This is a genomic window from Actinoplanes couchii, assembly GCF_016862075.1.
Lineage (GTDB): Bacteria > Actinomycetota > Actinomycetes > Mycobacteriales > Micromonosporaceae > Actinoplanes > Actinoplanes couchii.
On record NZ_BOMG01000103.1, the window covers coordinates 43,582 to 68,758 of the forward strand.

Consider the following 25,177-nt stretch of genomic DNA (forward strand, 5'->3'; position numbering starts at 1 on the left):
GATGTCAAACCGCGGTTCCCTCCATGAGCGATCCCGCCATCACGAGATCGAGAACGGTGTCTTCGTCGAGTTCGGTGGCGGGCGCGGTGCGGACCACCCGGCCCTCCCGCATCACCACCACCCGGTCGGCCAGCCCCAGCACCTCGGGCACCTCGCTGGAGACCAGCAGCACACCGACGCCGTCGGCGGCCAGATCACGGATCACCCGGTACAGCTCGGCGCGGGCGCCGACGTCCACCCCCCGGGTCGGTTCGTCGAGCAGCAACAACCGGGTGTGCCCGAGCAGCCACCTGCCGACGACGACTTTCTGCTGGTTGCCGCCGGACAGGGTGCGGACCGGGCGGCTGACGTCGCGCGGCCGCAGTTCCAGGGACTCGGCGATGCGTTCGGATTCAGCGCGTTCCCGGCGGGCGCTGGTGAAACCGAACCGGGCCAGTCTGGTGAACGTCGCGAGTGTCATGTTGCGGTGGATCGGTTCGCCGAGCAGCAGCGCCTGACTTTTCCGCTCCTCCGGAGCCATTCCCATGCCCGCGCGTACGGCGGATCCGACGTTCCCGGGTGTGAGTTTCCGGCCGGCCAGCTCGACCGTTCCGGAGTCGGGGCGCCGCGCTCCGTAGATGGTCTCCAGGAGTTCGGAGCGGCCGGAGCCGACCAGTCCGGCGATGCCGACGATCTCGCCGCTGCCGACACCGAGCGTGACGTCCTCGAACTCGCCTTTGCGGGTCAGGTTCGTGACCGTCAGGAGATCCGCCTGCTCGGCGGCCTCGACCCGGGGCGGGAAGACGTATTCGATGGTCCGGCCGGTCATCCGGCTGACCAGCTCGGCCGTCGGAGTGTCGGCGGGCAGGTTCGCCGCGGTGGTCCGGCCGTCCTTGAGCACCGTCACCCGGTCGCCGATCTGGCGGATCTCCTCCAGGCGGTGCGAGATGTAGATGACCGCGATGCCCTGGGCTTTGAGTTCCCGGATGATCCGGAACAGGTTCTCCACCTCGTCGTGGGCGAGCACCGCGCTCGGCTCGTCCATGATCAGCAGGCGGGCGTCGTGCGACAGGGCGCGGGCCATGCTGACGATCTGCTTGGCGGCGGCCTGCAGTTTGTGCACCGGGCGGCGGGGCGGGATCTCGCCGTGCCCGAGCCGGCCGAGGATCTCCCGGGTGCGGGCGGCGGCGTGCCCGCGGCGAACGAAACCGGCCCGCCGGGGTTCGTGGCCGAGGAACACGTTCTCGGCGACGGTCAGGTCCTCGACCAGGTCGAGCTCCTGGTAGATGGTGGCGATGCCGGCTTTCATCGCGGCCTGCGGGTTGGCGAACCCGACCTGCTCACCGAGCCATGCGACGCTGCCCTCGTCGGGGCGGTGCACGCCGGACAGGACCTTGATCAGGGTGGACTTGCCGGCCCCGTTCTGGCCCAGCAGACAGTGGACCTCGCCCGCGCGCACCTCCAGTTGGACGCCGTCGAGTGCCCGTACGCCGGGAAAGGTTTTGACCACATCGGTCAACCGGAGCACGACCGCTTTGTCACCGCGCCCCTCGCCGACCGCCCTCTCGCCGCCGTGGTCCGGGCCCATCACTCCCTTGTCCGATTTTTCAGGATTTTTCATGACGCCTGCTCGAAGGCGACGTGGCTGGCCAGGACCGCCGCGCCGGTGACGCCGGCCCGGCTGCCCAACTCGGAGAGGACGACCGGCAGGTTTCCGGTGGCCAGCGGCAGGGAGCGGCGGTAGACCGCGCTGCGGATCTCGGCCAGCAGCAGGTGCCCGAGCTGGGCCAGCCCGCCCCCGATCACGATCATCGACGGGTTGGAGAAGCTGACCAGCGAGGCGAGCACCGATCCGATCCGGTGGCCGCCGTCGCGGATCAACTGGATGCAGGTGACGTCCCCCTCGGCCGCGCCGTCGGCGACGTCCCGGGCGGTGAGCGGACCGGCGGTGAGGCGTTCGGCGAGGGCGGGCGAGGTCCCGGAGCGGGCGGCGGCCGTCGCGTCGCGGGCCAGGCCGACCCCGCTGAACAGGGCTTCCAGGCAGCCGGTGTTGCCGCACGAGCAGACCGGGCCGTTCGGGTCGACCTGGATGTGGCCGATGTCCCCGGCGCAGCCGTCGGTGCCCCGGTAGACGTCACCGTTGAGGTGGATGCCGCAGCCGATCCCGGTGCCGATCTTGATGAACAGGAAGTCGTCGACGCTGTGCGCCACTCCCCCGTGCCGTTCACCGATCGCCATGATGTTCACGTCGTTGTCGACCACGGTCGGGCATCCGTGCTCGCGGGTCACCAACTCGCGGACCGGAAATCGGTCCCAGCCCGGCATGATCGGCGGCGAGACCGGAACCCCGTCGCGGAAGCTGACCGGGCCGGGCACGCCGATGCCGATGCCGTCGAGCCGGTCGTAGGCGCCGTCGATCCGCGCCTTGGCCAGCAGTTCGCTGACCCGGTGCAGGATGTGCTTGGGCCCGGAGCGGATGTCGGCGGCCTCGGTGTAGGCGGCGACCGGTTCCAGACGCCCGTTGGTGACCTCGACGTCGATCGAACTGGCGCCCAGGTCGACGGCGGCGAACCGCAGTCGCGGGTGCAGTTCGACGAGTGTGGAGCGGCGCCCGCCGCGGGAGGCGGCCATCCCGGCTTCGGCGACGTATTCGGCGGCGACCAGGCGTTCCACCTCGGCGAGCAGCCGGGGCCGGGTGAGTTCGAGTCGGTCCGCGAGTTCGGCCCGGGAGATGGGCCCCTCGTCCCGCAGCATCTGCAGAAGGCGCAGGTAGGGCGGATCAACGGACGTACGCACGCAGAGCCTCCTCGACAGAATGTGACGGCCTTGTTACGTGCGACACACAGTAGAAGTCATCGATGGAGGTGTCCATAGCTTCACATGGATCAGCATCAACTTTTGCTTGATTCTGCGAAAGAGGGTCACGCCGTAGCCAAAACCGGCCCGTCCGCAACAGCGAACGGGCCGGTCTCGTCGTCAGTGGAGTCCCGGAGGCGTCACACCGTCCGGTCGGGCTGGAGCTGGCGCAGGCCGCTGACGAGCAGGGTCACCATCTGGCGTACGTCATAATCGGGGTCTTCCGGAGCCCAGGCCACGAGGTCTCCGACGGCACGGATCAGCTGGTACGCCGTGATCGGGGCGACCACCTGACCGGCGGCACGGGCCTCGTCCAGCATCGCGGTCAGCACCGGGACGAGACGGTCGACGAACAGGGTGTGCAGGGCGGTGAACCCGGCGTCGTCCCCGGTCCAGACCCGGGCGAGCCCGTGCTTGGTGTCGAGGAAGTCGACGAACCGGTGGATCCAGCCCAGAATGGCGGTGAACGGGTCCGCCCCGGCGTCACCCGTCTCGGCCAGCGACTCGATCTGATGCCGGTAGACCGCGACGACCAGGTCGGAACGGCTCGGGAAGTGCCGGTAGAGGGTGCCCACCCCGACTCCGGCGGCCGCCGCGACCTCCCGCACCGGAGCGTTCACCCCCGAGGCGGCGAACACGGCCGCGGCAGCCTCCAGCAGCGCGCCTTCATTACGTTCGACGTCCGATCGGCGGCGCGGGGTGCTCATCCGCCGATCATCCCACGGCCCGCGGTGGTACCCGCTCGGCGTACACGGCAGGCGTCCGGAATCATGCAGGCAGTGTTTCCCGGACGGACGGAGTGTGTATGACGGTTTTCGGTTGCCGTACCTGCGGGACCGCATTGACGGTCCCGGTATCGGAGGTGGTTCTGCCCGCCCACGCGTCGCAGCAGTCCACCAACGGGCCGGGCTCGCTCGCCCCGGCCCTGGAACCCGGCACGTTCGCGGTGGATCCGCTGCCGTCCGGTCCACCATTCCGCAAGTGGGCGGAACTCGATCCCGGCGAAGCCGAGAGTCTGGGCTGGTACGCGCCGAGGCTCCGCGTCTCGGACGGACCGGCCGGCCGGGTGCTGCTCGCACCCGGCGACGTCCGCGACACCACCCTCGACCCGGCCCGAGCCGGCGAATACGGCTGCTGCGGCCTGTCCGGCAGCGAACCCAACATGCTCTGCACCGGCTGCGGGAGCCTGGTGGCCAGCCGCGTCGACGACTGCGGCTATCCACAGGCGGTGTGGCTCGACCCATCGGCCACACAGGTGATCGAATCCGGTCGTGGCCCGCACCCGCTGCTCGACTGGGCCGACCTTGTCGATCAGTGCCCCGGCATCCCACCGACCGAACCGGACGGCGGGTGGCACCCGGTGTGGACGGCCACCGTCGCGGTGGCCCTGGCCCACCTGCTGGCCGGTTCCGGCGGCGGCCCGATCCGGTACCCGGACCGGCAGGTAGCCGAGATCCTCCGGCCCGTCCTGGACCGTCTCCTGGTCGGTGGCCCGGCTGCCCCGGAGCGCACCCTCGTCCTGGCCGGACCCGGTCTACCGCCCGCCGACGGCGACCTGATCCTGGTCCCGGTCCATCCGCAGACCGGCCAGTGGTGGCCGGCGCCCGCCTCGTCCTCGTCCTCGTCCAGGCCGATCCCGCTGGCCTGGGAGGCGTGGCGGCACCTGGCCCTGGACCGCGTCCCCAAGCCGGCCCTGCGGTCGGTGCCGCTCCTGCCCGACGCCCTGCCGGAGCAGCTCCCGGACAGGCGTCTGCCCCCGGACGGCCAGATCTTCCTCACCACCCTGGCCCGCCTGCCCGAGGTCCGGCAGCCGTGGCTGCACACGATCTACGAGCGTGGCCGCCCCGGCTATTACGTCTACTACAGTTTCAAGGAGTGATCAGAATCGGCCTCGCGATCGGGTCAAACCGATAGGGCAGAATGCCGGGCATGGTTCTGCGCCGCGAGTTGCTGCCGCCGCCCGTCGACCCGGAACGGATCGCCGGGATCGCCGCCACGGTCGAGCACATCGCCGGGCTGATGGACCGTGGGGAGCCCTACCAGGACGCGATCGCCGCGTTCAACGCCGACACCGGGACGGAACTGACCGCGCACGACTTCCACACGTACGACAACTGGGGTAGCGCCTGGACCTTTGCCCACCTGGTGGCCCGCCCGGTCCACCCACGTGTCCCGGACATCACCAGGGAGGAGCTGATCGAGATCGCCTGCCGCATCATGGCCGGCCTCGGCCCGCAGAGCGACGACCCGGACGCCGACTGGTACACGCTGCTGTTCGAAACCAACCTCACCATGCCGCACGCCGCGTCACTGATCTTCGACCCGCCCACCGACCTCGGCCCCGATCCCACCGCCGAACAACTGGTGGACGCCGCACTCGCCTACCGCCCTCTCGCGCTGTAGACGCCTCCCATCAGTTGCCGGATGCGGTGGGTGCGGTGGGTGATGGCGGGGTGTGCGAGGGGGCGGCTCAGCGGGGGTCCGAGCCAGCGGCAGAGTTGGCGCAGCGCGAGCAGGATCGCGCCGTGGCGGATGTCGTCCTCGTAGCCGGGAGGCAGGGGCTGGACCCGCTGGTAGCCGCGTAGCAGAGCCGGACTGGATTCCTGGTTCCACAGGTGGAAGTGGCCGAGGTCGAACAGGGGGTCGGTGCCCCGGATCTCGCCGAAGTCGATCAGGCCGGTGTAGCGGCCGGCGGCGCAGAAGATCTGCGTCAGGTCGAAGTCGCCGTGCGACAGCACCGCCGCCGTCCGCCGGGCGGCGCGCTCGTGCGAGACGAGGTCTTCGAAGACGCCGATCTCGGCCCGGTCGAACAGCGAACCCAGCGGCCCGGGCCACGGCTGCGGAAGGTACGACACCAGAAACTCGTCGTACCGCGGATACTCAGCGTGCAGGGGCCAGTCGGAACCGTCCCGGCGAACGAAGCCGAACCCGTCGACCGGGATCCGGTTGATGACGGCGAGATCGGCACCGGCCCGTTCGACGACCGAGGCCGCGAGCACCGGATCGGCGATCTCCCCCACCGGCACGCCGGGGACTTCGGTGGTGACCATCACCGAACGCCCGATGCCCGCGTCGAAGGGCTCCACATGGACGACGTCGGCGACCTGGACGCCGAGCGCCCGCAGACGCCGGTGCAGGACGGCATCCGTTTCGAGGTTCTCGCCGGCGCCCTCGGCGACCCGCAGATAGAAGACCTCCGGCCCGCGCTCGATCCGGTAGACCGGCGTCGAGACGCCGTCCGGGGTCCGCCGCCAGGTCACCGGCACGGAACGGCCGAAGATCCGCCCCAGGAGCGCGCCGACAGCAGCCGCGTCGATGTCGTCCGGCCGGGTCACGACTACCCGGCCCGGGCACTCAGCTGGGCGTCCACCAGCCGGGCGTAGGCGCCGTCCGCGGCCAGCAGGGCGTCGTGGGTGCCGGATTCGGCCACCTGGCCGCCGGACAGGACCACCACCCGGTCCGCGGTGCGGATGGTGGACAGGCGGTGGGCGATGATCAGGGTGGTGCGGCCGGCGATGATGCCGGACATCGCGTCGGCCAGCACCCGTTCGGTCTCGGCGTCCAGGTTCGACACCGGCTCGTCCAGGACCAGCACCGGCGCGTCGGTGAGCAGCGCCCGGGCCAGGGCGATCCGCTGACGCTGGCCACCGGACAGCCGGGTGCCACGCTCCCCGACGGTGGTGTCGTAGCCGTCCGGCAGCCCGGTCACGAAGTCGTGCGCGCCCGCGGCACGGGCCGCCCGCTCCAGATCGGCATCGGTCGCCGCCGGTCGGGCCAGGCGCAGGTTCGCGGCGATGCTGCCGTGGAAGAGGTACGGATCCTGGGGCACGAACGCGACGAGTTCCCGCAACCGTTCCAGCGGAAGATCCCGCAGATCCACCCCACCGATCGACACCACCCCCTGCACCGGGTCCTGGAACCGGAGCAGCAGATGTGCGGTGGTCGACTTCCCGGCGCCCGAATGCCCGACGAGCGCCACACTCGTACCGGAAGGAATGTCGAAGTCGAGCCCGGAAACCGCGAGTGGCAGGCCCTCGCCGTAGCGGAAGGCGACGTCGCGGAAAGCGACGCCGGTGCCGGCGAGAGCGGGAGCCGGGCCGTCGACGAACGGCACCGGAGACGGCAGAGCCAGCAGCGCGGCGACCCGGGCGGCGGCCGCGGCGGCCAGGTTGAGGTCCTTGGCGACTTCGGCGACCACGGTGACCGGCGTGAACGAGAACGCGGCGAGCACCACCGCCACCGGAAACAGTGCCGCATCCATCCGCCCGTCGGCGGTCAGCACGGCGGTGGTGGCGAGCACGGCGACCACCCCGGCGGTGACCAGCGTATCGATGGCCGCCTTCTCCACTCCGCCACGGCCGGCGTGCGAACGCTGCACCCCACGAAGCCGCCCGACGGCTGAGGCGATCCGGTCCCGCTGCCGCCCGGTGGCGCCGAAGACAGCGAGTTCCCGCAATCCCTGAACCGCGTCGACGGTTTCGGCCGCCACCTCCGCGACGGCACCCTTGACCCCGTCGCCCTGGTTGCGGGCGCGGCGGGCCAGCCACATCGGGACCGAGGCGACGGCGATCAGAATCGGAAGGACCACCAGCGGCAGTACGGGGTGAACCAGCCCGAGTGCGACGAGCGTGCTGAACGGCACGACGACCGCGACGACCAGCGGGCTGAGCGTATGGGCGAAGAACACCTCGAGCGCTTCCACGTCGGCGACCATCGCGGTGCCGAGGTCCCCGCTGCGCCGCCCGGCCAGACCGGCCGGGGCGAGACGTTCGAAGGCGGCGTGCACGCGGGTGCGGGTGTCGGCGAGCGCCCGGAACGCCATCGTGTGCGACAGCGTGTTGTCCAGCCACGGGGTGATCGCCCGCAGCGGGATCAGCACCACCAGCAGCCAGAACCACGGCATCAGCCGGTCGGTGCCGGCGCCGGTGGCGACCAGGCCGACCAGGTACGCGCCGACGGCCGCCCCGGCGATCGTCAGGACCTGGTTGAGGGCGCCGGAGCCGATCGCGGCGGCGAGCAGCAGCCGGTGGGCGCGCAGCAGGAACAGCATGGTGCGCAGCCGGGTGAAGGTCTCGGTCATGCCGCACCGGCCATCCGGTGGTAGGCGCCTTCGGCGGCCAGTAGCCGATCCGGCGGCCCCTGTTCGGCCACCCGCCCGTCGTCGAGGACCACGATGTGTTCGGCGTCGCGGACGGTGGACAGGCGGTGGGCGATGACCAGGGTGGTCCGGTGCTCGGCGAGCCGGGCGAGGGCCTGCTGGATGGTCGCCTCGTTGGCGGAGTCGATCGCCGACGTGGCCTCGTCGAGGACCAGGATCGGCGCGTCCTTGAGCAGGGCGCGGGCGATCGCGATGCGCTGGCGTTCGCCGCCGGACAGCCGGGTGCCGCGTTCGCCGATCATGGTGTCGTAGCCTTCCGGTAGTGCGGTGATGAAGTCGTGGGCGGCGGCGTCCCGGGCGGCCCGTTCGACGTCGGTGTGGTCGGCGCCGGGCCGGGCGAGCAGCAGGTTGTCCCGGACGGTGCCGTGGAACAGGTAGGTGTCCTGGGAGACCACCGACACCAGGGCGCGCATCTCGTCCAGGTTCATCCGCGCGATGTCGACGTCGTTGATCAGGACCCGGCCGGTGGACGGGTCGAAGGACCGCAGCAGCAGGGCGATGACCGTGCTCTTGCCGGCGCCGGAGTGGCCGACGATGGCGGTGGTGCGGCCGGCCGCCGCGGTGAACGTGACGTCGGTCAGGGCGGGGGTGCCGGGGACGTACGCGAAGGTGACCTTGTCCAGGCGTACCTCAGCAGGCCCGGAAATGATCGGCGACGACCCGGACCGGATCGCCTGCGGTGAGTCCAGCAGCTCGAAGACGCCGTCGGCGGCCGCCAGGCCCGGGTAGGCGCCGTGGAACGCCCGGCTCAGGTCGGTCAGCGGCCGGAAACACTCCCGCGACAGCAGCAGGATGATCAGCAGGGTGCCGATGTCGAGCAGGCCGTTCGCGGTGCGCAGCGCGCCGACGCCGACGGCCAGGCCGGTGCCGGCTCCGGCGGCGAGACCGACGACGACCTCGTAGGAGGCGACCGCGGCGGTCAGCCGGGTGGAGGTGACGGCGAACTCGGCGGACTGGGCGGCCATCTGCTCGCCGCGGCGGCGGTGCGCGTTGATGCCCTTGAGCGTGACCATGCCCTGCAGCGCGTCGAGGGTGTCGGCGTAGAGCGCCCGGTAGCCGGTGAACCACGTCGCCAGGGGCGCGCTCATCAGCCGCCGGGAGATCCGCGGGGCGGCGCCGACCAGGACCGCGCAGGCCGCGACGGTGGCCCCGACGACCGGATCGAGCACCCAGACGTACGTGATCAGCACGGTCGCGCCGATCAGCGACGAGATCAGCTGGGGCAGGAAGTTCGCGAAGTAGCCCTCCATCGACTCGACGCCGTCGACCACGGTGGACTGGACCCGGCCGGTGCGGGTGCCGGTGGTCCAGCCGGGGCCGAGGGCGAACAGTTTCGCCAGCAGCCGGTCACGCAGGGCGTCCTTGATCCGGGCGGCGACCGTGGTGGCGGCGACCTCGCGGGCCCAGAGCAGTCCGGCGCGGGCCGCCTGCAGGGCGATGATCCCGGCCACCGCGGCGACGGACAGCCCGCCGCCGAGGACCTGGGCGATGAGCAGCCCCTGGCCCGCGTAGGTGGCGGTGATCGCCAGTCCGATCAGGACCAGTGCGGCGATCCCGGCACGGCGCGGGGCGGCCAGACCGAGGAGTCTTCGGTTGAACATGCCGTCACACAGCCCCTTCGATCAACATTGATCATGATGGTACGTTGCTGCACATACTTTGCAACAACCTAGGAGCTGCGGGTGGCAACGGATCTGCTCGGCGTCGAGACACGACGACGCCGGACGGCCCTCTGGCTGGTGGCCCTGACCACGGGACTGGTGGTGACCGCACTGGTCGCCGTCGGCACGGGCGCGATCGGCATCGACCCGGTCACGGTCGCCCGCATCATCCTGCACCAGGGGCTCGGCATCGGCGACGTGACATGGACCCCACCCGAGCAGGCCATCGTCTGGCAGGTCCGGCTCCCCAGGGTGGTCCTCGGACTGCTGGTCGGAGCCGGGCTCGCCGTCTGCGGCGTCGCCCTGCAGGCCATGGTCCGCAACGTGCTCGCCGACCCGTACCTGCTGGGCATCAACTCCGGCGCCTCCAGCGGAGCCGCCGCCGCCCTGCTCTTCGGCGCGGGCGCCGGCTTCGGCCAGTACGCGCTCTCCACCAGCGCCTTCCTCGGCGCCCTCGCCGCATCGCTGCTGGTCTTCGCGATCGCCCGCACCGGCGGCCGGATCACCTCCATGCGGCTGCTGCTGGCCGGCGTCGCCGTCGGCTACGCCCTCTACGCCACCACCAGCTTCCTGATCTTCGCCTCCAACAGCGCCGAAGGCTCCCGCTCAGTGATGTTCTGGCTGCTCGGCTCCCTCGGCCTGGCCCAGTGGGACGCCCTCCTCGCGGTCGCCGCCGTCGTGATCCTCGGCACCATCGCCTACCTGACGATCCTCGGCCGCCGCCTCGACGTCCTGGCCGTCGGCGACGAGACCGCACACACCCTCGGCGTCTCCCCCGACCGCTTCCGGATGCGCCTGCTGATCCTCGTCTCGCTCTGCGTCGGCGTCCTGGTCTCCGCCGCCGGCAGCATCGGCTTCGTCGGCCTGGTCGTCCCGCACCTGGCCCGCCGCATCGTCGGCGCCCCCCACGTCCGCGTCGTCCCGATCTCCGCCCTGCTCGGCGCGATCCTGCTGGTCTGGGCCGACGTCATCGCCCGCGTGCTGCTCGCCCCGCAGGAGATCCCGATCGGCATCATCACCTCCCTGCTGGGCGCACCGTTCCTCCTGATCCTGATCCGCCGACTGCACTCCTCCTGAAAGGCCACCATGAAAAAGGCCCTCATCCCCCTGCTCCTCCTGACCCTGGCGGCGTGCAGCACCACCCCCGCGGCCTCCGAGAAGTCCGGCGGCCTCACGATCAGCAACTGCGGCGTCGACGTCACCTTCGAGAAGGCGCCCGAACGGATCGTGATGCTCAAGAGCGCCGCCGTGCCGTACCTGCACTCCCTCGGCGTCATGGACAAGGTCGTCGCCCGCGCCGGGCAGTACCCGAAGGACTACTACGACGCCGCCACCCAGGCCGAGATCGACAGGATCCCGCTGCTCACCGACGAACACGACACCAGCGGCCACCTGCAGATCTCCAAGGAGGTCGTGATCGCCCAGACCCCCGACCTGGTGCTCGGCGAGGTCGACAACCTGTCCCGCGACTCGCTCGCCAGCGTCGGCATCCCGCTGCTCGAAGAACCGGCGATGTGCAAGAACGCGACAGCCGTCCCGACGTTCGAGGACATCTTCAAGCAGATGGAGAGCTACGGAAAGGTCTTCGGGCGGGAGACCGAGGCGGCCACCGCCGTCACCGCCCTCAAGGCCCGCCTCGACAAGATCACCAAACCGGCGACCCAGCGCACGGCGGCCGTCCTCTACCCGACCGTCGGTGGCGGCGTCACCTACGCCTACGGCTCGACCAGCATGGCCCACCCGCAGCTGGAGGCGGCCGGTTTCACCAACGTCTTCGGCGACAGCCCCGAGCGGGTCTTCGAGGTCACCCTGGAGGAGCTGCTCGGCCGCAACCCCGACGTGCTGATCCTGCTCTACCCCGACGGCGACGCCAAGGCCGTCGAGCAGGCGATCACCGCACTGCCCGGCGCCGACAAGCTCAAAGCAGTCCAGAACGGCAACGTGATGACCCAGCTGTTCAACTTCACCGAACCGCCCACCCCGCTGTCCATCGACGGCCTCGAGAAGATCGTGCAGCGTTTCCCGTGATCGAAGCCGAAGGGGTGTCCTGGCGTTACGGCGCCAACCCCGTGATCGACGGGGTGGGCGTCACCGCCCGCCCCGGCCGGCTGCTCGGCCTGATCGGCCCGAACGGCAGCGGCAAGACCACCCTGCTGCGCCTGCTCTACGGCGCCCTGCGCAGCCCCACCGGCCAGGTCACGATCGACGGCGACCCGCTGCCGTCCCTCGCGCCGCGTGAATCAGCCCGCCGGATGGCCGTGGTGGTCCAGGAGACCACCGGCGACACCGCCCTGACCGTCGCCGAGATGGTGCTGCTGGGCCGAGGCCCACACCTGTCCACCTTCCAGCGGGCCGGCGCCAAGGACCACGAGGTGGCGGCCCGCTGCCTGACCCGCGTAGGCGCCGCCCACCTGGCCGCCCGCTCGTTCGCCGGCCTGTCCGGCGGCGAACGCCAGCGGGTCCTGATCGCCAGGGCGCTCGCCCAGGAGGCCACCCACCTGCTGCTGGACGAGCCCACCAACCACCTGGACATCCGCTACCAGCACGAGATCCTGCGCCTGGTACACGGCCTGGGCACCTGCTCCATCGTGGTCCTGCACGACCTGAACCTGGCAGCCCGCTACTGCGACGACCTGATCCTCCTCGGCGACGGCGGAGTGGTAGCCGCCGGAACCGTATCCGAAGTCCTGGAACCCAAGATCCTGGAACCGGTCTACGGCATCGGCATCCACCGCATCGAACTCGACGGCCACCTCCACCTGCTCTTCCACCCCAACGACGAGGGGTGATGCGGGTGGGTTTGATGACCTTGAGGGGGACGGGGCTGGGGCGGCGGTAGCCCACTCCGGATGGTCAGGCTTGATCCCTCCGTTGGCCACCGCCGCCCCAATACCTTGCACGGCTGAAAGCATCGCCCGTTGCGGTCTTTTAGAACCCACTTTTGTACGGACGAATGGTCCCCAAACGCAACGGCGAGTCTCGTGGCTGCCGCGTGTGGTGGGCTTTTGGTCGCGATTTCCCCGCGGGTTCCGGGCCGGATGCGGTGGTCACCGAGGTGGAGATCTGCAGCACTACTGCCGAACGACCACACTCTCGGATTTCACGAGTGCGGTCGCCCCTCCGCGATAGCCCGAGCACGGCCCGCTTTGACTGCGAGGCCAAGGGGCGAACCGCAGCGACCGGACTGGACGTGGATTGGCTCTACGGCCAGCTACTGCGTCGCGTGTCGGTAGAGCCTCGGCCCAACCTCACCTTCGGCGTTGTGGGCACCATGAACGCGGCCAGCGCAGCCCAGCGTTTTCCACCTTGACCTTGAGAAGAGGTAGGCGACGACGGCCGTATGACCGAACAGTAGAGAATGGAGTACCGCATCGCCCTACACCGGAAGTTCAATATGCCAGAAAGGGCTGGGATGCGGGAGTTGGGAAAAGCCTGATGCCTTCAGTACCCGAAGCCCGTCGGGACTCGCCGGCCGAGCGAAGACGTGTTGCACTCCAGTTTGTTGAGCAAGAAGTTCGATGAAGCTCAGTACCCAAGCTCTCGCTGCCGGCCCCTTCCCGGCGACTCCTCCAATGTACATACCATACGGGCGCAGCCATGATTTGGGTATGCATTTTACGATACCAATATCCGAAACGTCGATGATTTTACTATCGCGAAAATCCTTCACCGCCCCCTTCTTGAGGGGAGCCACCACAAGCATTCCGACCAACTCGCGACGGGCGCCAACTTTCCTTTCAATCAAACGCGTGGTCAGGGAGTTATGACGGTGAAGCGTCTTCATCAGCGCCAGCGAAGGCGGATCGTACGGCAGGAAGGATTCCAGAAACTGGTGAGCATCAGCTATGTCCCGACTACTCGACGCCCACCGTGAACCATGAACTCCAACCTGGAGGCCAGGCAGTTGCCGACCCCCTAGCGGCATGCGGCGCACCAGAACCAGTGCACGACAGAATGCTGATATCAGAAAAATTACCGCAGTGAGGCCGAGGGCGATGCTAGCCAACCTGAGCACCAGTACTTGATTACTGTTTGATACCGACACCGCGATACCGAGCAATCCAAGAATCGTGGCAATGCACCAAGTAGCAATCGCTAGTTGCCAGTTCTGCGGAACCCCCATTACGGATCTGGTCAATCTCACCAAAACTCCTAATCCAGTCACTGACAGACTCCACGGCGGCCCGACACCAGCACCGCCCAAGGATATCGATGGAGTCAACTATCAAGCCAGGACGCAAGATCGATTCGCGTATGACCTCGGACTACGTTGATCCTAAATTTCTCCGCCACTGAGCCTTTTGCAAAAAGATGATCTTCGTGAGTTTGCGAGAACTTACGAACTGCGGCAGATCCGCACGTCTGCCGACGGATGGTGCGGATGATCAACAAACTCGACATACGTAGACAACGTTTCCTCAGGTCGTTGGCGAGGTACTTCTGATCCGCTCCACAATGTACGAGGCGAGTTCGTGCGGCGCCTGTTCGGGAATCCAGTGCGAAACGCCGTCGAGCACCTTGAAGTCGAACGGCCCCGTCACCCACCGGCTGGTCAGCTCCGCGGCTCGCCGCCCGATGGCGATGTCGCCGGTACTCCAGACATAGGTGGTCGGGACGTGGACCGCCCCGGCCCTGAGCCCGACGAAGGTGTCGAGCGGCATGGCGCGGTACCACCGCAACGCGCCGGCCAGGCCGCCCGGATCGCCGATGAGCCGATCGGCATACTCCCGCGCCAGGTCGGCGCCGAGACCGGACCGCTCGAGCATCGCCACCGCAAGCCGGCCACCCCGAGCCCGAACGGCAGCCTCAGGAAGCCAGGGCACCTGAAAAAACCCGACATGCCAAGCCTGCCAGAACTGCCGACTGCTCACCAAGGCCGCCACCACCGCCCGAGGATGCGGCGCAGAAACAGCGGTCAAAGTATGCAGACGCTCCGGCCTCATGGCGGCGACCATCCACGCCACCCCGCCACCCCAGTCATGGCCGACCAGATGAATCCGCTCAGCCCCGGCAGCATCAACAAGAGCCACAACGTCAGCCACAAGTTCCCCGAGCCGATAGGCCCACCGAGCCCGAGGCCGAGCCCGCGGATCGTAACCGCGTTGATCAGGCGCAATAACCCGGTAGCCAGCCGCAACCAGCGGCCGGGTAACCCCGACCCACGATCGCGCACTCTGCGGAAGCCCGTGCAGAAGCACGACAATCTCCGCCCCCACCGGCCCTTCATCCAACACGCCGAACCGCATGCCGTCGCGGGAAAACCCCTCCACGACATGGACGTTACTCTCTGCACCCCCACAACGACGGACAGCCAAGTAGCGACAATGTTCGATCATTCATCCGAGCAGACCCCGGCTCTACGTCGATGCCTCATGGCTTTGCAGACTCGCTCAACCGGAGCGTCTGATCTTGCGCATGAGCATCGCCCAGACCCCGTAGCCGGATCCGAAATCCCCGGTGACCGCACCCGCGGCGGAGCCCGTAAATAGGGCGTGCGCGCAGTCTGGGCAGACTTCACGTCCCGTGACCGTCTTCTCGAACGGTTCGCGGACACCGCGACCACAGTCAGGGCATTCCCGGCTTGACAAACCCATCAGTGCCTCCCACGATCGGGTTCTTGAGGTACGGCCATGTCGCAGCCTTGTGCTCTGATGATCGGCAGTCCTAGGCGCTGACTTGAACGTCAAGCGGCTGACCCAAGCGCAGCCGAAGATGGATGCCAATGTCGCCTACGGTCTGGGAACGCCATCTTTCGCAAAACAAGAAACCGGCGTCCAGCATAAACGAATATTTATCATGAAATGTGCCGGAAACCCTGGCCCTTTCGACTGTCAGGACCAACTGAACCGTGGTGGCGATCGCCCATCTCAGCAAACACAATCGAAGTCCCTAGAGAAGGGCTGGTGCCACTTTGGAGGACGATCGGCGCCGTGGATTTGTGGCTCTGGCTATCATCGACGTTCTGCTTGCCATCGCCTCCAACCTGATCGCCGAGCAGATCGGCAGTCTGGGCGCCTTCTCCATCGCCGGAGCGGTCTTTCTGGCAATCAGTGTCGCCTTCGGCCGGCTGCTTCTGGGGAAGGATGCGGCAGTGCCGTCCAGCACCAGCACTGCGGCCGGACCGGTCACACGATCCACCCAGCCTCGCCGGCAAGCCCTGCTCGCCTTCAGCGTGATCGGAGCACTCACCCTGTTTGCGATCGCAGCGGCAACGACTACCAACGACAAGAAATCCGACGACAACCGCGACGAAGGCACTCGGCCGACCTCGCAACCGGCCACTGCTGCTCCCTCACCGTCGATGTCACCGTCACCCGCGCCGGCATCGCTCAGCGAGTACTACGCCAGGTGGCGTAACGGGCCGATCCGGATAACCGTCCAGCACTACAACTCGTGGATCAGCCGGGCCGAGAACAAGGAAGACATCGATGCCACCCTCGTTGATGTCCGAGTCGGGATCCGCAACGAGGGCTCCGACGTCGTTGACCTCGCCAACGCACCCGACAGCCTCGTACTGGTCATGAACTCATCGTTCGCTGCGGACATCTACCGGGTCGACCAGAAGGCCATTCCTGAGGTGCCGGCCCATTGGCACCTTTACTGTGTCGGCTTCGACAACGACGGCCGGGCGGTAACGGTGGCCGGCAAAGAGCACAGCATCAAATGGACCGGCGGGAAACTCAGTGTCGGCGACGAGTTCACCTCGAACAGTCCTGCCCACAACGGCGCGGAATACGTGCTACCGGCCTCTGAATCAAAGTCGTCGTCTGAACTGGACGCCGTCTCTCTCAGCTCAGCTCACGTACTCGGCATCGGCTGGCTCAGCACGGGCGGAACGATCCTCGGTTATACGCCGATTTCCCAATGGGCTGGACCGAACACCGTGGAATCTTTCCTCAAGTCCTAGAATCGGACGCTCGTTCAGCGCGCGCAGACAACGAAGCCTGAACCCAGCGATCACTCACCAGGCACTGCTGGAAACTGGACCGGCGTCCGGGTGCGGCCGTGGAGAGGTGTTCGGGTCAGGGAGCTGCGCGGCGGGATCTGGCCTGGGTGGCTCTGGTGGTGTCGCCCAGGCGTTCGAAGTGGGCTATTGCCTCGTTGAAGTGGCGGGTTGCCTCTCGGTGGCGGCCCCGGGCCTGCGCGATCGTGCCCAGCGCCTCGTCGGCTGAGGCCACTCCGGTGCCGGAGCGTGCCTTCTCCAGCAGGGTGCGCATCTGGCGGAAATGGTGGGTGGCCCGGTCGTGGTCGCCTTGGGCGAACGCCTGCCAACCCCGCTCCTGGTGGCAGTATCCCAGGACGAAGGCGTCTCCCAGCCGTTCGCCTATCGTGATGGCCAGCTCGCATTCGGCTGTCGCCTCGGGTTCCCGGCCGGACAACTGGTAGGAGACCGCGAAAGCCAGGTGGATCCACGCGTGGATCGGGCGTTCCTCGGGCGACAGCAACGGCAGCGCCGGCTCCAGGACTGCCAAGGCCTCGGCCGGGCGGCGGACGTCGTTGTAGAGGCCGCCCAGTGATGCCCTCACCTCCACCTCCTCGCCCGCGTCGCCCAGCGCCTGGAAACCCTCGAGCGCCCTGGTCAGCGCCTCCCGGGCCGGATCGAAACGGCCCAGGCTGCGCAGCGTCTCGCCCAGGTTGCGGATGGCATGGGCCTCCTCACTCGGGTCGCCTTGGGCCAGGGCCACACCCTGTTCGGAGAAGGTTCGGGACGACTCCAGATCATCGTCCATCCGGTACGAGTGGGCTATCCAGCGCAGGGCCCTCGCCTGCCGGAGGTTGTCGCCCGAAGCCGCGGTCAGGGCGGACTGCCACAGTGGCAACCGGTAGACGTGATCACCGGACACGGTCAGCTGCCGGTGGACGGCTTCGACCAGATCCCAGGCGGCCTCGTGCCGGCCGGTGCGGACGGCCAGGTCGACGGTGGCCAGGGCGTTGTCGAGTTCGTCGGCACGCCAGTTCGCCGAGCCCACGTTTACGGTAGTCCAGGCGAGCAGCCGGTCGACACACGTGTCCCGGTCCTCGGCCGTCTCCTCGGCGGTGAACAACTCCCGGGCGTACAGACGCAGCAGGTCGTGCAATCGGAAACGGTCCGGGGCCGGGGTCTCCACCAGCATCGCGTCAGCCAGCCGCTCCAGCGCCGCGGAAGTGTCCTGGTGGAGGAGAGAAGGGCCGGCGAGAGCGGTCGCCGCGCCCAACCCCAGCACCTTGCCGGGATGGGCGCCGATCCGGCGGAAAACCAGCCGCTGCGCGGAATTCAAACTGTCGTACGCGCTCCGAAAGGTTCCCCGGACCGCCCTCTCCCCCTGAGCAAGCTCACCCAGACGGCGCTGCTCGTCGTCGAGACGGTCGGCCAGTGCGCCCGGTGACCAGTCGGGACGGGCCCGCAGCCGGGCACCGGCCAACTGCACGGCCAGGGGCAGACCCGCGCACGCCGCGACGATGCGATCAGCTCCGGCGGGGTCGGCGGCGATCCGCTCAGGGCCGGCGGCGTGGGCCAGCAGAGCCCGCCCATCGGCGGCGGGTAACTCGCCCAGGCGGATCGTCCGACCACCGTGTGCGCTCAATTGACGGCGGCTGGTCACCAGCGCGAACCCGCCGGAGGCACCGGGCAGCAGCGGGGTGACCTGGGCATCAGTACCGGCGTCATCGAGGAACACCAGCACCCGGCGGCCGGCCAGTTCGGTACGGAACCGGGCCGCCAACTCGTCCACGCTGCCCTGCGGATCCGGGTCGCCGAGGGCTCGCAGGAAGCGGACGAGCACCATCTCCGGACGTACCGGAAAAGGGTCCGAACCTCGCAGGTCGGCATGCAGCTGGCCGTCGGGGAACCTGGCGCGCAGATCATGGGCGGCGCGCAGCGCCAGGGCGGTCTTCCCGGTGCCGGGCACTCCGGCGATCAGTACCGGTCCGGTCCTGGCACGCGCGGCGGCCACGATGGTGCGGATCTCGGCGGCCCGCCCCAGCAGCGGGCGCGGCGCGGGCAGCTGGGCCGGAACGGTTTCGTCCCTCGGTTCCGGGGTGCGGCGCTGCTGCCAGACGGCGATCACGGTGATCAGGGCGGCCAGCAGGCCGGTGATCGGCCAGGCCAGCCAGGCGAACCGTTGCAGCGGCCCGGGCAGATCGCCGCCGGTCGCGACGTTGATCGCGACCGCGAGCAGGGCGCTGAGGAGCCCGGACCACATGATCAGCAGTACGGTCACCCGATCCCGCCGCATGATCACACCCCCCGGGGAAGCGTACCGAGCGGACCCGTAGTGGTGATGCTGGATTTCTCCCCGGATTCCACTCCGGACTGATGCGCCGCGACGGGGTGTTCCGGTTGGCTGGCGGGCATGACGTCGATATTGGTCACCGCCGTGACGGCGGCCGCGCTGATCGTCCTGCCCGCACCGACCGGGGATCTGCCGGTGGGCCGTGAGGTGCTGCACCTCACCGACCGGGGGCGGGAGGATCCCTGGGTGCCCGGGACGGCCCGCGAACTGATGGTCTCGATGTACTACCCGGCCAAGACCTCGGCCGGGCGCCCGGCCCGGTACCTCACCCCGGTCGAGGCACAGCTGTTCATCGACGATCGCGGGGTCGGTGAGTACGTGGACGCGGCGACGCTGAGCGGCACCCGCTCGTCGGCGCGCGAGTCCGCCCCGCCGCGCGCCGGACGGTATCCGCTGGTGGTCCTCTCCCCCGGCTTCACCCTGCACCGGCACACCCAGACCCACCTGGCCGAGGAGCTCGCCAGCAACGGGTTCGTGGTGGCGTCGATCGATCACGCCTACGAGTCGTCGGGCACCGCGTTCCCCGGCGGCCGGACCCTGGAGTGCACCGCCTGCGAGGTGCTGGAGGAGGGCGAGATCCCCTTCCCGGCCGTCTCCCGGAACCGCGGCCGGGACGTCTCGTTCGTGCTGGACGAGCTGGCGAAAGGGCGGTGGGCGCGGCTGATCGACCGGACCCGGATCGGCATGGCCGGGCACTCGATCGGTGGCAGCGGCACCGCCTCGGCGATGATGGCCGACCCGCGGGTGCGGGCCGGGGTCAACATGGACGGCACCTTCTTCGAGCCGCTCCCGGAGACCGGGCTGAACGGCCGGCCGTTCCTGATGCTCGGCACCACCGAGCACGCGCCCGGCGGGCGTGACACGTCCTGGGACACCACCTGGGCCCGGCTGGACGGCTGGAAGCGGTGGCTCTCGGTCACCGGCACCGGTCACCTCAGCTTCTGCGACACCCCGGTGATCGCCGAGCAGGCCGGCATCCCCAGCGGCGTCACCCCGCTCCCGGCCGACCGGACCGTGCACCTGGTCCGCGAGTACGTGACGGCCTTCTTCGACCAGCACCTCCGCGGTCACCACCAGGCGGTACTCGACGGCCCGACACCGGCAAATCCCGAGGTGCTGTTCCAGCAACCCTGACACCATCGGCCGTGTGGGGCGCTGAGTCGTCTCTCACGCTCGCCGGGCCGGGGTCCGCCGGAGATCTACAGTGTTGATCAACAACCGCTGCTCCTCCGGAACGGACCCGCATGACCACGCCCGGACGGCCCCCGTCGGCCTCCCAGCTCACGCTGTCGCAGATCATGGATCAACACCAGACCAATTTGCTGGGTACGATCCACGGCGGCCGCATCCTGAACCTGATCGACTCGGCGGCCGGAGTGGTCGCGTCCCGTCACTCCGACGGTCCCGCGGTGACCGCGGCCATGGACGAGACGCTGTTCCTGCGCGCCGTCCGGGTCGGTGACGTGGTGCACGTGGACGCCCGGATCACCTGGGCCGGCCGCAGCTCGATGGAGGTGGCGGTGCGGGTGACCGCCGACCGCTGGGACCGCGCGGTACCCCCGGAGACGGTGGCGACGTCACATCTGGTGATGGTCGCCGTCGACGACGAGGGCCACCCCCGCCCGGTGCCGATGCTGCTCCCGGAGACCGACGACGACCGGACCGCCTTCCAGCAGGCCGAGATCCGCCGCGCCCACCGCCTGGCCCTCCGCAAGGCCCTGGAGGCCTGATCGGTATTCAGTGGTACCGGGTACCGGTATTCGGTGTTACCGTATACCGGTACCCGGTGGTACCGGGTACCGCCGGAAGGGGCCGGGATGGAAGATCTGACGGAGATGCTCAAGGGCACCCTCGAGGGGTGCGTGCTGGAGATCATCAACGCTGAGGAGACCTACGGGTGGGCCATCACCCGGCGGCTCAACGACCTCGGGTTCACCGACGTCATCGACGGCACGGTCTACACGATCCTGCTGCGGCTGGAGCGCAACAAGCTCGTCCAGGTCACCAAGCGCCCGTCCGAGGTCGGGCCGCCCCGCAAGTTCTACTCGCTCAACGACGCCGGGCGGGCCGAGCTGGCGACGTTCTGGGCGAAATGGCAGTACGTCTCGTCCCGCATCGACCGGCTCAAGGAGGGTGGACGATGAGCTTCTAGGAAACCGTCACCGGCAGCGACCTCACCCGGGAGTGGACGGCCCTTCAGACCCGGGCCGAGGCGCTTCCGGACGATCACCGGGCGGCGTGGCGGGAGATCAGCGCGAACCTGCTGCCGCACGGCGACTTCACCGGCCGTAACCTCCTGCCGATCCTCGACGGCGCGATGGCGCTGCTGGAGGAGGCCGCCGCGGAGGGCCAGAGCGCTCACGAGGTCCTCGGCGACGACATTCCGGGCTTCTGCACGGCGCTGACCGGCGGCACCGGCGCCCGCACCTACCGCGACCGGTGGCGGGACCAGCTCAACCGCACGGTCGCCCGCAAACTGGCCAGGCTGGAGAGCTGACATGGGCATCCGCGACATCATCGAGGGCAAACGGCAGTGGCGGGCCCACGTGGCCCGGATCGAGGCGCTCCCGCCGGACTACCGGATCGTCTACCGGGAGATCCAGAAGTACCTGTTCAAGGTCGGCCCGGCCGAGCTGCCCGAGATCCTCCCCGGGATCGCCGAGTTCTTCGAGGAGGGCGTCGCCGGCGGCAAGAGCGTCATGCAGCTGATCGGCCCGGACGTCGCCGCGTTCTGCGACGACGTCATCGCGAACTCCCTCACCACACCCGGCGCAGCAGGTCGGTGACGGAGACCCGGCGCAGCAGGGTCCGGGTCAGCCGGCCCGGCACCGCCACCACGGCGGGCCACCCCACCAGCGGCTCGCCGTCCTGCCGGCCGGCACCGGTCCCGGCCACCGCCGGCAGGTCACCCGGCTCGCCGTCACCCGGCACCGCACGTCAGGCGGCGCCCCACTGCTGGACGGCGTCGCGGACCACACCCTGCTCGGAGTCGGTCAGCAGTTCGATCTCGGCCAGCAGGTGCGGGGCCGCGGCGGCGCGTTCCGGCTCCAGGGCCGGGCGGTAGAGCATGGTCAGCGCGGCGCGGCGGGCTGCCACCCGTACGATCGGATTGGGGTGTTCGAAGTTGGCGGCGACCGCCGGATAGAAGGTGGGGATCGCCTCCCGGCAGGCGTCGGCGTCCGGCTCGTGGTCGAACTCCTCGAACTCGATGGCGCTGCCGGCGACCGCGTCGAGCCAGCTCAGCATGGCGGCCTTACCGGCCCGGGTCCGCGGGTCGGTCAGGACCGACACGACGTAGCGGGCGGCCGGCAGGGTGGCCGAGTAGAGCGTGCCCTGGTGGGTGAGGTTCCAGTTCAGGGTGTGCATGGCCGCGGCGAAATCGGCCGTCTCCCCGTTCAGGAGTGGCTTCAACAGCTCGGGCAGGTCCTCCGCGGAACCGTAGGCGTGCTCCAGGTCCCCCCAGGCGGTGGTGGCGAGGATGTCTTCCGGTGTGGTCACGGGACGCATGCTAATCGCTTTGATCTTGATGTCCCACCTCGCGGTTCATCGGCTCGCAAAGATTGACGGTCGGTGAACGAACACGCGCTGTCCGGCACCGATTGATCTTGCTGGTACGTTGCTGCCCAGACTTTGCAACAAAGAAGGACCCGAGCGACGAGGAACCCCCCGCATGAGCGCACAAGACCGGATCAACGACTACTGGACCGTACGGGCGCCGGCCTACGACGCCGACCAGCACCGCCCCGAACGGCTCGACGACGACAACCGGGCCTGGTCCGAGATCTGGGCGAAAGCGCTGCCCGACGGCCCCCTGGACGTGCTGGACGTCGGCACCGGCTCCGGCCAGGTCGCGTTCACGCTGGCCGGGCTCGGGCACCGGGTGAGCGCCGTCGACCTGTCCGCGGGCATGCTCGACCAGGCCCGCAAGCACGCCGCATCGGTGGCGAACGCCCCGGACTTCCGGCTCGGTGACGCCGTCGCCCCGGACTTCCCGCCCGCCAGCTTCGACGCGATCGTCGGCCGCTACGTGATGTGGACCCTGCGGAACCCGGCCGAGGCGGTCGCCAACTGGACCACGCTGCTGCGCCCCGGTGGCCTGGTCGTGATGGTCGACAGCACCTGGTTCCCGAACGGCCTGGACGAGGCCTCGGAGCTGTTCACCGGCTCGTACGACGAGGAGGTCCGCGCGCAACTGCCGCTGGCCGCCGCCAAGTCGATCGACGAGACGGTCCTGACCCTGGCCGACGCCGGCCTCAAGGACGTGTCGGCCCGCCCGCTGACCACGATCTACGACCTGGACCAGCGGCACGGCGTCTCCCCCGGCCACGAGGTGCAGATGCAGTTCCTGATCACCGCCCGGGTCTGACCCGTCAGCGCAGGCCGGCCTCGCGCAGCAGCTCCTCGCGCTGCTGCGCGGGCAGCCGGTCGACGTAGAGCGTGCCGTTCAGGTGATCGTGCTCGTGCTGCAGACAGCGCGCGAAATACCCCGTACCGGAAATGGTCAAGGGGTTGCCGTCCTGATCGAATCCGGTCACCGTGGCCAGGGCGGCGCGGGGCAGATCGGCGCGCGGGCCGGGCACCGACAGGCAGCCCTCGGAGACGGTGACCTCGCCGACCGCCGCGGCCTCGGCCCGCAGCACCGGGTTGACGATGTGCCCCTTGTGCCGCACGCCCTCGTCGTCGGGGCAGTCGTAGACGAAGATCTGCTGGTCGACGCCGATCTGGTTGGCGGCGAGCCCGACACCGTTCGCCTCGTACATCGAGTCGAACATGTCGGCGATCAGCGCGGCCAGGCCGGCGTCGAAGACGGTGACGTCCGCACAGCGGCGGTGCAGGACGGGATTGCCGTAGTACGTGATCGGTCGCGCAGCCATCAGGCGACGATATCCTCCGTTTGCCGGCACCTGCCCGGGGTAGGCGCACGGGATGCCTCCCCTCACTGCCGCGGGCGCGCTGTGACCCGCCGGAACGTGGTCTCCGGTGCCTTCCTCGGGGTCGGTCTCGCCGCCTTCGTCGACGAGACCGTCTTCCACCAGCTGCTGCACTGGCACCACTTCTACGATCGGTCGACCCCGGCGATCGGATTGGTCTCGGACGGGATCCTGCACGCGGTGAGCATGGTCGCCACCGTGGGCGCACTGTTCCTCTACGCGGATCTGCGGCGGCGGCAGACGTTCCGGCCACGGCTCTGGTGGGGTGCCCTGCTCGCCGGCGCCGGTGGCTTCCAGCTCTACGACGGCACGGTCCAGCACAAGGTCATGAGAATCCATCAGATCCGGTACGACGTGTCACCGGCCCCGTACGACTGGGCCTGGAACATCGTCGCCGTCCTGCTGCTGGCCGCAGGGCTCGTGCTGCTGGCCGCGGCCCGGCGCGGACGGCCACGATCCGGCGAAAGCTGACATGGGAGGGCACCACGACCCGGGACCCGGCTGGCTGACGGCCGCTGTGGTGTTCACGGCCGCCGCCGGTTATCTGACGCTCGCCGTTGCGGCGGGCCGTCGCGGCACCGGCTGGCCGGTACGACATACCATCCTGTGGGTGGCCGGTCTCGTCATCGCCGCCGCCGCGGTGTCCCGGCCCGGTCACGGCTTCCGCGACCACATGATCAGCCACGTGCTGCTGGGCATGGTCGCGCCGGTGGCCCTGGTACTGGCGGCACCGGTCACGCTGACGCTGCGGGCGCTGCCGGTGGCGGCCGCCCGGCGGATGGCACGGCTGCTGCGCTGCCACCCAGCCCGGTTCGTCGCGCACCCGGTGACCGCCGCCGTGCTGAACACCGGCGGCCTGTGGCTGCTGTACACCACCGATCTGTACCGCTACTCGACCGCCGATCCCGCGGTGGCACTGCTGATCCACGCCCACGTCCTGCTGTCGGGCTACCTGTTCACCGCCGCGATGATCGGTGTCGACCCGGCGCCGCACCGCCCCGGGCGGGCCACCCGGGGCGTGGTCCTGATCGCCTCGCTGGCCCTGCACGACATCCTCGCCAAACACCTGTGGACGCATCCCCCGGCCGGTGTCCCGCAGGCCGGGGCACAAGCGGGCGCGGAGCTGATGTACTACCGCGGCGACCTGGCCGATCTGCTGCTCGTGGTGGTCTTCTGCGCCCAGTGGTACCACGCCGCCGGCCGCCGCGACCGGGTCAGCGGAAGCGTGGCGGGGCCGCCTCCGTCGCCGGCCCGACCCGGGCGCTGACTCTGCCGCCGGGCCGAAGCCTCCTCGTGCGGCAGGCGTCACGTTCCCGATCG

At 69.3% G+C, this 25,177-nt stretch carries 25 protein-coding genes and 1 pseudogene; 14 read left to right on the forward strand and 12 right to left on the reverse strand.

What is annotated here, in order from left to right; translation table 11 throughout:
* Positions 1-4: 4 nt before the first annotated feature.
* From Aco03nite_RS41480 to Aco03nite_RS41490, 3 genes are all read right to left on the reverse strand, one after another.
* Positions 5-1,567 (reverse strand): sugar ABC transporter ATP-binding protein, encoded by a 1,563-nt coding sequence (locus Aco03nite_RS41480; protein ID WP_203806742.1) that lies wholly within the window; start codon positions 1,565-1,567, stop codon positions 5-7.
* Between the two features lie 29 nt (positions 1,568-1,596).
* Entirely contained in the window at positions 1,597-2,775 is a 1,179-nt protein-coding gene (locus Aco03nite_RS41485; protein WP_239145880.1) for an ROK family transcriptional regulator, read from the reverse strand.
* A gap of 200 nt (positions 2,776-2,975) precedes the next feature.
* The gene (locus Aco03nite_RS41490; RefSeq protein WP_203806525.1) at positions 2,976-3,542 is read right to left on the reverse strand and encodes a TetR/AcrR family transcriptional regulator; all 567 of its coding nucleotides are present in this window, start codon (positions 3,540-3,542) and stop codon (positions 2,976-2,978) included.
* Positions 3,543-3,640: 98 nt separating this feature from the next.
* Between Aco03nite_RS41490 and Aco03nite_RS41495 the strand changes: the two genes are divergently transcribed.
* Both Aco03nite_RS41495 and Aco03nite_RS41500 read left to right on the forward strand, forming a co-directional pair.
* A complete protein-coding gene (locus Aco03nite_RS41495) occupies positions 3,641-4,714 on the forward strand; it encodes a hypothetical protein (protein ID WP_203806527.1) in 1,074 nt (357 codons plus the stop codon).
* Between the two features lie 50 nt (positions 4,715-4,764).
* The gene (locus tag Aco03nite_RS41500) at positions 4,765-5,238 is read left to right on the forward strand and encodes a hypothetical protein (RefSeq protein ID WP_203806529.1); all 474 of its coding nucleotides are present in this window, start codon (positions 4,765-4,767) and stop codon (positions 5,236-5,238) included.
* On the opposite strand, the gene Aco03nite_RS41505 is transcribed toward Aco03nite_RS41500, so the two are convergent.
* From Aco03nite_RS41505 to Aco03nite_RS41515, 3 genes are read right to left on the reverse strand one after another with little or no spacing between them, the layout of a single operon-like run.
* Positions 5,217-6,170, reverse strand: coding sequence for a phosphotransferase family protein (locus Aco03nite_RS41505; RefSeq protein WP_203806531.1), 954 nt, complete (start codon positions 6,168-6,170; stop codon positions 5,217-5,219). The two genes, Aco03nite_RS41500 and Aco03nite_RS41505, sit on opposite strands and share 22 nt — an antisense overlap.
* 2 nt (positions 6,171-6,172) lie before the next feature.
* The gene (locus tag Aco03nite_RS41510) at positions 6,173-7,915 is read right to left on the reverse strand and encodes an ABC transporter ATP-binding protein (protein ID WP_203806533.1); all 1,743 of its coding nucleotides are present in this window, start codon (positions 7,913-7,915) and stop codon (positions 6,173-6,175) included.
* Complete coding sequence (locus Aco03nite_RS41515; RefSeq protein ID WP_203806535.1) at positions 7,912-9,594, reverse strand: ABC transporter ATP-binding protein; 1,683 nt, start codon at positions 9,592-9,594, stop codon at positions 7,912-7,914. Before Aco03nite_RS41515 ends, Aco03nite_RS41510 begins: the two co-directional genes overlap by 4 nt.
* Before the next feature lie 81 nt (positions 9,595-9,675).
* On the opposite strand from Aco03nite_RS41515, the gene Aco03nite_RS41520 reads away from it, so the two are divergent.
* Genes Aco03nite_RS41520 through Aco03nite_RS41530 form a run of 3 tightly spaced genes read left to right on the forward strand, consistent with a single transcriptional unit; the run spans position 9,676 to position 12,443 of the window.
* The gene (locus tag Aco03nite_RS41520; RefSeq protein WP_203806537.1) at positions 9,676-10,731 is read left to right on the forward strand and encodes a FecCD family ABC transporter permease; all 1,056 of its coding nucleotides are present in this window, start codon (positions 9,676-9,678) and stop codon (positions 10,729-10,731) included.
* Positions 10,732-10,740: 9 nt separating this feature from the next.
* The gene (locus Aco03nite_RS41525) at positions 10,741-11,682 is read left to right on the forward strand and encodes an ABC transporter substrate-binding protein (RefSeq protein ID WP_203806539.1); all 942 of its coding nucleotides are present in this window, start codon (positions 10,741-10,743) and stop codon (positions 11,680-11,682) included.
* A complete protein-coding gene (locus tag Aco03nite_RS41530) occupies positions 11,679-12,443 on the forward strand; it encodes an ABC transporter ATP-binding protein (protein ID WP_203806541.1) in 765 nt (254 codons plus the stop codon). Before Aco03nite_RS41525 ends, Aco03nite_RS41530 begins: the two co-directional genes overlap by 4 nt.
* Positions 12,444-13,030: 587 nt before the next feature.
* On the opposite strand, the gene Aco03nite_RS41535 is transcribed toward Aco03nite_RS41530, so the two are convergent.
* Positions 13,031-13,798: a hypothetical protein gene (locus tag Aco03nite_RS41535; protein ID WP_203806543.1), complete on the reverse strand. Its 768-nt coding sequence runs from the start codon at positions 13,796-13,798 to the stop codon at positions 13,031-13,033.
* A 274-nt stretch (positions 13,799-14,072) separates the two neighbouring features.
* The gene (locus tag Aco03nite_RS41540) at positions 14,073-14,924 is read right to left on the reverse strand and encodes an alpha/beta fold hydrolase (protein WP_239145881.1); all 852 of its coding nucleotides are present in this window, start codon (positions 14,922-14,924) and stop codon (positions 14,073-14,075) included.
* A 641-nt stretch (positions 14,925-15,565) separates the two neighbouring features.
* On the opposite strand from Aco03nite_RS41540, the gene Aco03nite_RS41545 reads away from it, so the two are divergent.
* Entirely contained in the window at positions 15,566-16,561 is a 996-nt protein-coding gene (locus tag Aco03nite_RS41545; protein ID WP_203806547.1) for a hypothetical protein, read from the forward strand.
* A gap of 115 nt (positions 16,562-16,676) precedes the next feature.
* Here Aco03nite_RS41545 and Aco03nite_RS41550 read toward each other — a convergent pair whose 3' ends face one another.
* Complete coding sequence (locus tag Aco03nite_RS41550; protein ID WP_203806549.1) at positions 16,677-18,869, reverse strand: ATP-binding protein; 2,193 nt, start codon at positions 18,867-18,869, stop codon at positions 16,677-16,679.
* A 117-nt stretch (positions 18,870-18,986) separates the two neighbouring features.
* Between Aco03nite_RS41550 and Aco03nite_RS41555 the strand changes: the two genes are divergently transcribed.
* The 5 genes and pseudogenes from Aco03nite_RS41555 (at position 18,987) to Aco03nite_RS41575 (ending at position 21,712) form a co-directional block, all read left to right on the forward strand.
* Positions 18,987-20,060, forward strand: a complete 1,074-nt coding sequence (locus Aco03nite_RS41555; protein WP_203806551.1) for an alpha/beta hydrolase family protein — start codon at positions 18,987-18,989, stop codon at positions 20,058-20,060.
* Between the two features lie 110 nt (positions 20,061-20,170).
* Positions 20,171-20,656 (forward strand): acyl-CoA thioesterase, encoded by a 486-nt coding sequence (locus Aco03nite_RS41560; RefSeq protein WP_203806553.1) that lies wholly within the window; start codon positions 20,171-20,173, stop codon positions 20,654-20,656.
* Positions 20,657-20,743: 87 nt separating this feature from the next.
* Positions 20,744-21,070: a PadR family transcriptional regulator gene (locus Aco03nite_RS41565; protein ID WP_203806555.1), complete on the forward strand. Its 327-nt coding sequence runs from the start codon at positions 20,744-20,746 to the stop codon at positions 21,068-21,070.
* A gap of 32 nt (positions 21,071-21,102) precedes the next feature.
* Positions 21,103-21,423: pseudogene (locus tag Aco03nite_RS41570) on the forward strand (DUF1048 domain-containing protein); the annotation flags it as partial.
* A 1-nt stretch (position 21,424) separates the two neighbouring features.
* On the forward strand, positions 21,425-21,712 hold the full coding sequence (locus tag Aco03nite_RS41575; RefSeq protein WP_203806557.1) for a DUF1048 domain-containing protein: 288 nt from the start codon (positions 21,425-21,427) through the stop codon (positions 21,710-21,712).
* Here Aco03nite_RS41575 and Aco03nite_RS41580 read toward each other — a convergent pair.
* Positions 21,684-21,857, reverse strand: a complete 174-nt coding sequence (locus Aco03nite_RS41580) for a hypothetical protein (protein ID WP_203806559.1) — start codon at positions 21,855-21,857, stop codon at positions 21,684-21,686. The two genes, Aco03nite_RS41575 and Aco03nite_RS41580, sit on opposite strands and share 29 nt — an antisense overlap.
* A gap of 6 nt (positions 21,858-21,863) precedes the next feature.
* Positions 21,864-22,424 carry a hypothetical protein gene (locus tag Aco03nite_RS41585; RefSeq protein ID WP_203806561.1) on the reverse strand — a complete coding sequence of 187 codons (561 nt, stop codon included), beginning with the start codon at positions 22,422-22,424 and terminating at the stop codon, positions 21,864-21,866.
* Between the two features lie 172 nt (positions 22,425-22,596).
* Here Aco03nite_RS41585 and Aco03nite_RS41590 point away from each other — a divergent pair, with 172 nt between their 5' ends.
* A complete protein-coding gene (locus tag Aco03nite_RS41590; protein ID WP_203806563.1) occupies positions 22,597-23,292 on the forward strand; it encodes a class I SAM-dependent methyltransferase in 696 nt (231 codons plus the stop codon).
* 4 nt (positions 23,293-23,296) lie between these two features.
* On the opposite strand, the gene def is transcribed toward Aco03nite_RS41590, so the two are convergent.
* Positions 23,297-23,800, reverse strand: a complete 504-nt coding sequence (gene def, locus Aco03nite_RS41595) for a peptide deformylase (RefSeq protein ID WP_203806565.1) — start codon at positions 23,798-23,800, stop codon at positions 23,297-23,299.
* 81 nt (positions 23,801-23,881) lie between these two features.
* Between def and Aco03nite_RS41600 the strand changes: the two genes are divergently transcribed.
* Complete coding sequence (locus tag Aco03nite_RS41600) at positions 23,882-24,328, forward strand: DUF2243 domain-containing protein (RefSeq protein ID WP_239145882.1); 447 nt, start codon at positions 23,882-23,884, stop codon at positions 24,326-24,328.
* 1 nt (position 24,329) lies between these two features.
* A complete protein-coding gene (locus Aco03nite_RS41605) occupies positions 24,330-25,124 on the forward strand; it encodes a cytochrome c oxidase assembly protein (protein ID WP_203806567.1) in 795 nt (264 codons plus the stop codon).
* The last annotated feature ends 53 nt before the right edge of the window (positions 25,125-25,177 follow it).

Coding starts and splice junctions, on each gene's coding strand:
- Aco03nite_RS41480 (WP_203806742.1), bottom strand. CDS start 1,567: ATGGGCCCGGACCACGGCGGCGAGAGGGCGGTCGGCGAGGGGCGCGGT.
- Aco03nite_RS41490 (WP_203806525.1), bottom strand. CDS start 3,542: ATGAGCACCCCGCGCCGCCGATCGGACGTCGAACGTAATGAAGGCGCG.
- Aco03nite_RS41495 (WP_203806527.1), top strand. CDS start 3,641: ATGACGGTTTTCGGTTGCCGTACCTGCGGGACCGCATTGACGGTCCCG.
- Aco03nite_RS41500 (WP_203806529.1), top strand. CDS start 4,765: ATGGTTCTGCGCCGCGAGTTGCTGCCGCCGCCCGTCGACCCGGAACGG.
- Aco03nite_RS41510 (WP_203806533.1), bottom strand. CDS start 7,915: ATGACCGAGACCTTCACCCGGCTGCGCACCATGCTGTTCCTGCTGCGC.
- Aco03nite_RS41515 (WP_203806535.1), bottom strand. CDS start 9,594: ATGTTCAACCGAAGACTCCTCGGTCTGGCCGCCCCGCGCCGTGCCGGG.
- Aco03nite_RS41525 (WP_203806539.1), top strand. CDS start 10,741: ATGAAAAAGGCCCTCATCCCCCTGCTCCTCCTGACCCTGGCGGCGTGC.
- Aco03nite_RS41550 (WP_203806549.1), bottom strand. CDS start 18,869: ATGCGGCGGGATCGGGTGACCGTACTGCTGATCATGTGGTCCGGGCTC.
- Aco03nite_RS41555 (WP_203806551.1), top strand. CDS start 18,987: ATGACGTCGATATTGGTCACCGCCGTGACGGCGGCCGCGCTGATCGTC.
- Aco03nite_RS41560 (WP_203806553.1), top strand. CDS start 20,171: ATGACCACGCCCGGACGGCCCCCGTCGGCCTCCCAGCTCACGCTGTCG.
- Aco03nite_RS41565 (WP_203806555.1), top strand. CDS start 20,744: ATGGAAGATCTGACGGAGATGCTCAAGGGCACCCTCGAGGGGTGCGTG.
- Aco03nite_RS41575 (WP_203806557.1), top strand. CDS start 21,425: ATGGGCATCCGCGACATCATCGAGGGCAAACGGCAGTGGCGGGCCCAC.
- Aco03nite_RS41590 (WP_203806563.1), top strand. CDS start 22,597: ATGAGCGCACAAGACCGGATCAACGACTACTGGACCGTACGGGCGCCG.
- def (WP_203806565.1), bottom strand. CDS start 23,800: ATGGCTGCGCGACCGATCACGTACTACGGCAATCCCGTCCTGCACCGC.
- Aco03nite_RS41605 (WP_203806567.1), top strand. CDS start 24,330: ATGGGAGGGCACCACGACCCGGGACCCGGCTGGCTGACGGCCGCTGTG.